The organism is Arenimonas metalli CF5-1 (assembly GCF_000747155.1).
Taxonomy (GTDB): Bacteria; Pseudomonadota; Gammaproteobacteria; order Xanthomonadales; family Xanthomonadaceae; genus Arenimonas; species Arenimonas metalli.
Genome location: NZ_AVCK01000011.1, coordinates 122,848 through 129,386, shown reverse-complemented (window position 1 = coordinate 129,386; position 6,539 = coordinate 122,848). Strand labels below are relative to the sequence as shown.

Annotated in this window: 6 protein-coding genes; 2 read left to right on the top strand and 4 right to left on the bottom strand. The window is 71.1% G+C overall.

Going from position 1 to position 6,539, the window contains the following annotated elements; all coding sequences use genetic code 11:
- On the bottom strand, positions 1–390 hold a 390-nt coding region (gene ssb, locus N787_RS03725), incomplete at its 3' end, for a single-stranded DNA-binding protein (RefSeq protein WP_034210886.1).
- 156 nt (positions 391–546) lie between these two features.
- Here ssb and N787_RS03720 point away from each other — a divergent pair.
- Together N787_RS03720 and mgtE are read left to right on the top strand one after the other, a co-directional pair.
- A complete protein-coding gene (locus N787_RS03720; protein ID WP_034210885.1) occupies positions 547–1,551 on the top strand; it encodes a polyprenyl synthetase family protein in 1,005 nt (334 codons plus the stop codon).
- A gap of 139 nt (positions 1,552–1,690) precedes the next feature.
- A complete protein-coding gene (mgtE, locus tag N787_RS03715; protein ID WP_034210884.1) occupies positions 1,691–3,052 on the top strand; it encodes a magnesium transporter in 1,362 nt (453 codons plus the stop codon).
- Between the two features lie 232 nt (positions 3,053–3,284).
- Here mgtE and tsaB read toward each other — a convergent pair whose 3' ends face one another.
- Genes tsaB through N787_RS03700 form a run of 3 tightly spaced genes read right to left on the bottom strand, consistent with a single transcriptional unit; the run spans position 3,285 to position 6,535 of the window.
- A complete protein-coding gene (gene tsaB / locus N787_RS03710) occupies positions 3,285–3,977 on the bottom strand; it encodes a tRNA (adenosine(37)-N6)-threonylcarbamoyltransferase complex dimerization subunit type 1 TsaB (RefSeq protein WP_034210883.1) in 693 nt (230 codons plus the stop codon).
- The gene (gene yoaA / locus N787_RS03705; protein WP_034210882.1) at positions 3,974–6,025 is read right to left on the bottom strand and encodes a DNA repair helicase YoaA; all 2,052 of its coding nucleotides are present in this window, start codon (positions 6,023–6,025) and stop codon (positions 3,974–3,976) included. The genes tsaB and yoaA overlap by 4 nt, the downstream gene beginning before the upstream one ends.
- Positions 6,026–6,535 carry a tetratricopeptide repeat protein gene (locus tag N787_RS03700; protein WP_034210881.1) on the bottom strand — a complete coding sequence of 170 codons (510 nt, stop codon included), beginning with the start codon at positions 6,533–6,535 and terminating at the stop codon, positions 6,026–6,028. It abuts the gene before it with no gap.
- Positions 6,536–6,539: the final 4 nt, after the last annotated feature.

Genomic DNA, 6,539 nt, shown 5'->3' with positions numbered 1-6,539 from the left:
GCGCTCGCTGCGCTCGCCGCCGCCGCGCTGGCCACCGCCGCCACCGCCGCCCTCGCCCATGCCGCCGAGCATCTGCATCTCGTCGGCGATGATGTCGGTGGCGTACTTCTCGACGCCGTTCTTGTCGGTGTACTTCTCGGTGCGCAGGCTGCCCTCGATATAGACCTGGCGGCCTTTCTTGAGGTACTCACCCATGATCTCGGCGAGGCGGCCGAAGGCCTTCACGCGGTGCCACTCGGTCCGCTCCTGCTGTTCGCCGTTCTTGTCCTTCCAACTCTCGGAGGTGGCGACGGAGATCGTGGTGATGGCCGAGCCGCTCTGGCTGTAGCGCACTTCGGGGTCGTTGCCGAGGTTGCCCACCAGGATCACTTTGTTGATGCCGCGCGCCATGGCTTTCCTGCCTTCGTCGATGGAATGTTGGACCGGTGGCCATTATGCCAGCCCCGGCGCGCAGGGGGGCGTAGGGGCCCGGCGGCCCCGGGGGTAAGCCTTCCGCGGCCCCCGGGCGTCACCGCCCGGCCACGCGCAGCCCCTATAATCACGGCCATGTCCGCACGCGCCCCCGACCTCGCCCCCGCCCTCCCCGGCATCGCCGACATCCAGGGCCTCGCCGCCGGCGAGATGGAGGCCGTGAACCAGCTGATCCGCAGCCGCCTGGCCTCCGACGTGGCGCTGATCAACCAGATTTCCGAGCACATCATCGCCGCCGGCGGCAAGCGCCTTCGGCCGATGCTGGTGGTGCTGGCCGCGCGCGCGCTGGGCCACGCCGGCCCGGAGCCGCACCAGCTGGCGGCCATCATCGAGTTCATCCACACCTCGACCCTGCTGCACGACGACGTGGTGGACGAATCCGACCTGCGCCGCGGCCGCAAGACCGCCAACGCGCTCTGGGGCAACGCGCCCAGCGTGCTGGTCGGCGATTTCCTGTATTCGCGCAGCTTCCAGCTGATGGTCGGGCTTGACTCGATGCCGATCATGCGGGTGCTGGCCGACACCACCAACCAGATCGCCGAGGGCGAGGTGCTGCAGCTGCTGCACGTGCACAACCCCGACACCGACGAGGCCGCCTACCTGCGGGTGATCGAGCGCAAGACGGCGGTGCTGTTCGCGGCCGCCACGCGCCTGGGCGCGCTGCAGGCCGGCGCCGACGACGCCATGCAGCAGAAGCTGCACGATTTCGGCATGAACCTGGGCCTGGCCTTCCAGATCGCCGACGACGTGCTCGACTACACGGCCGACGCCGACGCGCTGGGCAAGAACCTGGGCGACGACCTCGCCGAAGGCAAGGCGACGCTGCCGCTGATCCACGCGATGGCCCACGGCGGCGACAAGGTGCGGGCGCGCCTGCGCACGATCGTGGAAACCGGCGACGCCAGCGCCATGCCCGAGGTGCTGGCGGCCATCGCCCGGACCGGCGGCATCGAGTACAGCCGCCAGCGCGCGGAGCACTACGCCACCCTCGCCGCCCGCGCCCTCGAGGACCTCCCCGCCAGCCCCTGGCGCGACGCCCTCCTCGGCCTCGCCCGCTACGCCACCGCCCGCAACCACTGACCGCCCCCCGTGGGAGGGACTTCAGTCCCGATGCTTTTCGCCGAAGGGCATCGGGACTGAAGTCCCTCCCACAGGGTGACGGCTAGGCGCGGGAGGCGCGTGGCCCGCATAATGCGCGGGCCTTCCCGGGAGCCGCCTGATGGCTGAAGCCGTTCGCCACGACAAGACCGCGCGACAGCTCCGCCTCCTTTCGGATGCGCTGGATACTGGCCGCCTGGGTCCGGTGCGACGGCTGGTGAACACGCTGTCGCCGGCCGAGATCGGCAACCTGCTCGAGTCCCTGCCCGCGGCCAAGCGCGGCATCGTCTGGGGCCTGGTCGATCCCGAGGACGACGGCGAGGTGCTGGTGCACGTGGGCGACGACGTCCGCGAGTTCCTGCTGGCCGAGATGGATCCGGACGAAATCGTCGCCGCGGTCGAGGACCTCGACATCGACGACCTGGCCGAACTGGCCGAAGACCTGCCCGACACGGTCATCGACGAAGTGCTCAAGTCGATGGACCGCGAGAACCGCGAGCGGCTGGAGCAGGTGCTCAGCTACGGCGAGGACACCGCCGGCCGCCTGATGAACCCGGACGTGATCACGGTGCGCACCGACGTCACCGTGGACGTGGTGCTGCGCTACCTGCGCCTGCGGGGCGAGATCCCCGAGCACACCGACCACCTGTTCGTGGTCAGCCGGCGGCACCAGTACCTGGGCCGCGTGGCGATCTCGTCGCTGCTGATCCACGGCGCGGCGACGCCCATCAACGAGCTGATCGACGACGAGCAGCCGGCGATCCCGGTGGACACGCCCTCGCACGACGTCGCCAGCCAGTTCTCCGACCACGACTGGATCTCGGCGCCGGTGGTGGACGAGAACAACATCCTGCTCGGCCGCATCACCATCGACGACGTGGTCGACATCATCCGCGAGCACGCCGCGCACCAGGCCCTCGGCGCCGCCGGCCTGGACGAGGACGAAGACCTGTTCAGCCCGGTGCCGCGCGCCGCGCGCCGGCGGGCGATCTGGCTGGGCATCAACCTGGCCACGGCCTTCCTGGCCTCGTGGGTGATCGGGCGCTTCGCCGACACGCTCGAGCAGCTGGTGGCGCTGGCGGTGCTGATGCCGATCGTGGCCAGCATGGGCGGCGTGGCCGGCACGCAGACGCTGACCCTGATGGTGCGCGGCATGGCCCTGGGCCAGGTCGGCAGCGGCAACCTGCGCGCGCTGTTCAGCAAGGAAGTGATGGTCGGCTTCCTCAACGGCCTGGCCTGGGCGCTGGTGGTGGGCTCGGTGTCGGCGCTGTGGTTCAGCGACGCGATGCTGGGCGTGGTGATCGCCGCGGCGATGATGATCAACCTGGTCACCGCGGCCCTGGCCGGCGTCGGCGTGCCCCTGCTGCTGCGCCGGGTGAACATCGACCCGGCGCTGGCCGGCGGCGTGGTGCTGACCACCGTCACCGACGTGATGGGCTTCTTCTCCTTCCTCGGCCTCGCCACCCTAGTCCTGCTGGGCTAACGCACCTGTGGGAGGGACTTCAGTCCCGATGCCCTTCGCACTCGCGCAGATGTTTTCTTAGACGCGGATTTACGCGGATGAACGCGGATAGAGCAAAGGCGAGAGTGGTTTTCGGCGGGCGCGGGAATCTCGCGGGGATCAAGACCCAGGAGCTTTTGATCTATCCGCGTTCATCCGCGTAAATCCGCGTCCAAAGAGCTCCACGGAAAGAGCTTCGGGCCTGAAGGCCCTCCTACAGGGTGGGTTTGGCCTTGCCTTGTTCCTCGAGGGTGAGGGCGACCTTGTCGCGGAGGTAGGCGGGTTCGAGGGCGTCGGGGGCGAGGGCTTCGCCGCGTTCGTAGGCGGCGGCGGCCAGGCGGGCCAGGTCGGCGGCGCGCGGGAGGGCGCTGGCGTCGAAGCCGAGCAGCGAGTCGCCGAGACGTGCCACCAGCGCGGACGACTCCGCGCCGAAGCCGGTGCCGACACCGTGCACCGGCGTCGCCGGACGCATCGCCTGCGACGGGGGCACGATCACTTCCGGCGAAGCGGCCTGCACCAGGCCGTCGGGCGCTCGCAGGAACTCACCGAGATACACCTCGCCCATGCGCGCATCGATCGCCGCGAGGATGTCGTCGCCCTGCCCCTGCATCGCCAGCACCGCCAGCGTGGAGACCGGCAGCACCGGGCGATCCAGCGCCAGCGCCAGGCCCTGCACGATGGCGATGGCGAGGCGCACGCCGGTGAAGGCGCCGGGGCCGCGGCCCACGGCAATCGCGTCGAGCTGCGACTTGCGCAGGCCGGCCTCGGCCATCAGCTCGTCGGCCCAGGGCAGCACCAGCTGCGTGTGCCGGCGCGGCGCGAGTTCGTGGCGCTCGCGCACCTCGCCGTCCACGTAAACGGCGACCGAGCAGGCCTCGGTGCTGGTTTCGATGGCGAGCAGCTTCACGGCAGGGCCTCGTCGGCTTCGGGGTCGGAGGATTGTGCCGCGAAAAAGTCCTGCACGTCGGCCAGCACGCGGGTGCGCGGGAACGGCGCCAGGCTGTCGAGGAACAGTCGGCCGTAGGACTTCGTGACCAGGCGCGGATCGCACAGCACCAGCACGCCGCGGTCGGACTCACTGCGGATCAGCCGGCCGACGCCCTGCTTGAGTGCGATCACTGCCTGCGGCAGCTGCTCGTCGCGGAAGGGATTCCCGCCGGCGCGGCGCACGGCGTCCAGGCGCGCCTCCAGCACGGGATCGTCGGGTGCGGCGAAGGGGATGCGGTCGATCACGACGACGCTCAGCGCCTCGCCGGCCACGTCCACGCCCTCCCAGAAACTGGCGGCACCCAGCAGCACGCCGTTGCCGGACGCGCGGAATTGCTCGAGCAGCGTGTTGCGCGGCGCGGTGCCCTGCACGAACAGCGGCCACGGCCCCTCGCGCAGCTGCTCGGCCGCTTCGCGCAGCGCGCGGTGCGACGTGAACAACAGGAACGCGCGGCCTTTCGAGGCCTCCAGCACCGGCCACACCTCGTCGAGCATGGCGTCGAGGAAGCCGTGGCTGTTGGGTTCGGGCAGGTTGCGCGGCAGGTAGCACAGCGCCTGGTTCGGCCAGTCGAAGGGGCTGGGCTGCAGCAACTCGCGCGGCCGGTCCAGGCCCAGGCGCTTGCCGATGTGCTGGAAATCGCCGGCCACCGCCATCGTCGCCGAGGTGAAGATCCACGCCGCCCGGCTCTTCTCGCGGTACTCGCGCAGCGGACCGGACACGTCCAGCGGCGTGCGCTGCAGCGTGAAGCCGCGCGGCGTCAGCTCATACCACCGCACCGCGAATGCGGCAGCGGAAGAAGATGTACCAGGTTCATTTTCCGGGTCAGGTTCCCCGCAGATCGAGGCCGCTGGATCGGAAAATGAACCTGGTACATTTTCTTCCGCGCTTGCGTCGGGGCGGCGCCAGGCGCGGAGGCGGCGGAGGAGTTCGGCGACGCGGTCGCCGCAGGCGGCGAAGCCGGGCGAGGCTTCGGACAGCGGCGCCAGGGCCTGCTGCAGTTCGGCCAGCGTGTGCTCGAGCATGTCCATCGCGCCCGGCAGCTTGGGCTGGGCCATCAGTCGCGCCATCGGGCCGCGCTGCGGCAGGCCTTCCATCGCCAGGCGCGCCTCGCGCGTCGCCTGCTCGAGGCTGCGGGCGGGACCCAGCACGGTGGCCAGCGACGCGGTGACGTGCTTGCACTCGGCCAACGCGTCGCGCGAGAGATCGGCAAGCTGGCGCGCGCCGAGGCCTTCGCCGAAGAACTGCGAGGCCAGCTCGGGCAGCTGGTGCGCCTCGTCCAGCACGAAGGCCGCGGCGCCCGGCAGGATTTCGCCGAAGCCCTCCTGCTTGATCGCCAGGTCGGCCAGCAGCAGGTGGTGGTTGACCACCACGAGGTCCGCGGCCTGCGCCTGCTGGCGCGCCTTGGCCACGAAGCACTCGCTCCAGAACGGGCACTCGCCGCCCAGGCAGTTGTCGGCGGTGGAGGTGACCTGCGGCCACAGCGGCGAATCCTCGGCGATGTCGGCCAGCTCGGCGAGGTCACCGCGCTGCGTGCGCCCGGCCCAGGCGACCACGCGCTGGAACTCCACGGCCACTTCGCGCGAAAGGAACTTCTCGCCCTTGGCCTGCTCCAGCCGGTACTGGCAGAGGTAGTTGGCGCGGCCCTTTAGCAGCGCGGTCTTGACGCTGGCGCCCAGCGCCTCGCGCACGCGCGGCAGGTCGCGGTGGTAGAGCTGGTCCTGCAGCGCGCGGGTGCCGGTGGAAATGATGGTGCGCTGGCCCGACAGCAGCGCCGGCACCAGGTAGGCGTAGGTCTTGCCGGTGCCGGTGCCGGCCTCGGCGATGAGCGTTGCGCGCGCATCCATCGCCTGCGCCACGGCCTCCGCCAGCTGGGCCTGGGCCGCGCGCGGCGCATAGCCGGGCAGGCCCTCCGCCAGCGGCCCGCCGGGCGCCAGCGCCGCGAGCGTGCGTTCGGCGAGGTCGTCCACCTACATCCGGACCGGCGGCGCCACCGTGCAGGCGTCCACCTGGCGGCGCGCCACGGCGGCGCCGTCGGCGTTGCCGGCGAGGCGACGCGCGTGGTGGATGGTGAGCCAGTTCCGGCGGCACAGGCCGCCCAGCTTCGGGCCGTTCCCGTAGGACTGGTTGGCCAGCGCTTCCGCCTGCGACCAGACCCGGCGCAGCAGCGCCAGCTCGGCCTTCCACTGCAGCAGATCGGGATCGCCCGGCACCAGCGCCAGCGCCTGGTCCAGCGAGGCGGCGGCGTCCGCGTAATCGCCCGCGGCTTCCTGGGCCTCCGCGCGGTGGCGCAGGTCCTCGACCTGCGGGTCGCGCAGCGGCTGCACCTCCAGCTCCAGGCCCTGCACGCCGGCGTCGCGCACGCTGGCCACCAGCGCGACCACGTCGGCCCTGGCCTTCTTGCGCGGCGGCGAGGTGGTGGTTTCCGCGCCACAGCCCGCCAACAGCACCAAGCCCACGCCGATCCAGATCCGCTTCATCCCG

Bases quoted from the DNA above. Each gene is read 5' to 3' on its own strand.
- N787_RS03720 (WP_034210885.1), top strand. From the start codon at position 547: ATGTCCGCACGCGCCCCCGACCTCGCCCCCGCCCTCCCCGGCATCGCC.
- mgtE (WP_034210884.1), top strand. From the start codon at position 1,691: ATGGCTGAAGCCGTTCGCCACGACAAGACCGCGCGACAGCTCCGCCTC.
- N787_RS03700 (WP_034210881.1), bottom strand. From the start codon at position 6,535: ATGAAGCGGATCTGGATCGGCGTGGGCTTGGTGCTGTTGGCGGGCTGT.